The following is a 2,267-nucleotide window of genomic DNA, read 5'->3' on the forward strand; positions in this document are numbered from 1 at the left end:
GCTATTTGACGAAGAAGCAGAATTTTTAGACCAATTTATCGCAACCGCAGTAGGGTAGTCTATTCTCGGACAGCCTCCTAGATCCATCCCGGCTGCGTAATTCTGTCTTCTATCACTTCCCCGGTGACTGCATTGACCACCATCATATGTCTTATACGATTATCATCCAGAAAAACTATTTCCCTGACTTTCTGATCGCCTTTAATACTGCTTCTGGTTCTTAACACAACCATTCCACGGTATTTTTCCCGAGCACTTTTGATCATCTGCTCAAGGGATATCTGCTTGCCATCCGGTTTCATATCATAAATTACATTGGTGATCATTCTGCCGGTATAAGCGTCCATGGTTAACTGACGACGTTTGACCTTAAACTGTTTGTCGGCCAACTCTGTCACACAGAGCAGATTGCTCCCCTGTTTCTCCAGCCAGGTCCGAATGATAGTTGCTCCGGGGTACTTACTTGCCACTTTTGCCAATATCTCTTCCATAAGCATGGGCGTCTGCATTGAGGCATGATCTATCTGCCTGCCACTGAAGGCGTCATAAACAACGCGTTCCAGTTTCTTGTGGCCATCAATAAAGTCGATGACAAATACTTTCTGTTGTTCCTCTTGCTGTAACCAGGCTGAGAATACAACCACGTCAGTTAACTTATCCCCGAACTTATGTCGAGTAGTCATTATCAGCCGGTCAAGAGGCACCATTGACTTGAGCTTGTCAGACTGTTCAGCCAGAGTTGCAGGCATACTATTGCCTGCAGCAAAAACTGCAGATGACGACAGCACTACACCCGCCAATACTCCTGACACCATCTGAACAGAAAAACTGAACACATTCATCGAGTCACGCCTCATGTTGGACAACATTGGAAAACAGGAGCCAAGAAAATAACGCAAACTGCCAATGGCCAAAACTTTTCCCATATCACCCATATCACCATTGAGCAGAACAGCTTTAGCTGTATAGTTTGTGAACTTCTTCCGCCAGGATAGTAAGCCCCTGTTCTACCTCCTGATGATCACGGGTATACGTCAGCCTGAGGCATTCATGCTTATGTGGCCAGTCATCGTCTATGCCCGGGAAGAAGTAATGTCCGGATACCACCAGCACTTTTCTTGCCTTCAGTCGTTCATACAGCGCCAGACTGGAGACCGGCAAGCCTTCAAACCATAGCCAGAGAAACATGGCCCCTTCCGGTTTATGAACATGCCAGGGAACATCACCCAGCTTCTCTTTGAGGCAATTCACAGCAAACTGAGCCTTGTCCTGATAGTAAGGACGAATCACCTTTTCACAAAGAGAGGTAATGCTGTCATCCCGGATCATCTCCAACGCCAGCAGGCTGCCAGTACTGTTTGGTGCCAGATTCATAATGGCATTAATACCAGACAGTGCCCTGATAACCTGCTCATTGGCAATCACAATACCGGTTCTGACCGCCGGGAGTCCAAGCTTGGAAAGACTCAGGCAAAGAATGGTGTGTTCGTTCCAACAGGGGGTCGCTTCGGTAAAGATCAACTTTGGAAAGGGCGTACCGTAAGCTCCGTCAATGATCATGGGAATATCATGCTGCAGGGCAAGGCTGTCAAGCCGCTCAATTTCACTGTCTGTCAATACATTACCGGTGGGATTGGTCGGGCGCGACACACAAATTGCACCGACACTGTCGTCAATAACCAGCGCCTGAAAATCCACCCGGTATTTGAACGTATGCGGATCCAGGTACTCAATGTCAGGTTTAATGGCCGCAAAAAAATCATCACTCAGCCCGGCATCGGCATAGCCGATATATTCCGGTGCCAACGGTAGCTGAATACGCTTGTGCCCGCCGTCCCTGTAGGCTCCGCCAAACATGTTGAACAACATAAAAAAAGCGGCCTGGCTGCCATTGGACAAGGCAATATTTCTTGCTGTCAGCTGCCAGCCAAACTGGCGGTTGAGAAAAGCTGCCATCTCACGAACAAACTCTTTTTCTCCCTGGGGAGGATCATAGGTACCCACCAGTCGGGTAAACTCCCCCTGACTCTCGGTAATGTTGCGCAGTCGCTGCCTGAACACTGCTTCCACTTCGGGGATATGGGCCGGATTACCTCCGCCCATCATAATCATATCTTTACCATCAGCAAGGGCATTGCCCAGATCATCCATTAACGAAAGGATGCCAGAATGGCTGGTGAATTTTTCGCCAAAAGCAGAAAGCTTCATGCTTACCCCTGATTATTCCCGTCATAGGCCAGGAGGCTGTCCGAGAATAGACTGCCCTA

The 2,267-nt window shown here is 48.3% G+C and carries 2 protein-coding genes; both read right to left on the bottom strand.

Annotation, left to right across the window (positions count from 1 at the left end):
- Nucleotides 1-77: 77 nt before the first annotated feature.
- Nucleotides 78-926 carry a PepSY domain-containing protein gene (locus tag KDK14_RS20200; protein WP_257267033.1) on the bottom strand — a complete coding sequence of 283 codons (849 nt, stop codon included), beginning with the start codon at nt 924-926 and terminating at the stop codon, nt 78-80.
- A gap of 31 nt (nt 927-957) precedes the next feature.
- Nucleotides 958-2,208, bottom strand: a complete 1,251-nt coding sequence (locus KDK14_RS20205) for a valine--pyruvate transaminase (protein WP_257267034.1) — start codon at nt 2,206-2,208, stop codon at nt 958-960.
- Nucleotides 2,209-2,267 lie beyond the last annotated feature (59 nt).

The organism is Endozoicomonas sp. ONNA2 (genome assembly GCF_024606365.1).
GTDB lineage: Bacteria > Pseudomonadota > Gammaproteobacteria > Pseudomonadales > Endozoicomonadaceae > Endozoicomonas.

Coding starts and splice junctions, on each gene's coding strand:
- KDK14_RS20200 (WP_257267033.1), bottom strand. CDS start 926: ATGGGAAAAGTTTTGGCCATTGGCAGTTTGCGTTATTTTCTTGGCTCC.
- KDK14_RS20205 (WP_257267034.1), bottom strand. CDS start 2,208: ATGAAGCTTTCTGCTTTTGGCGAAAAATTCACCAGCCATTCTGGCATC.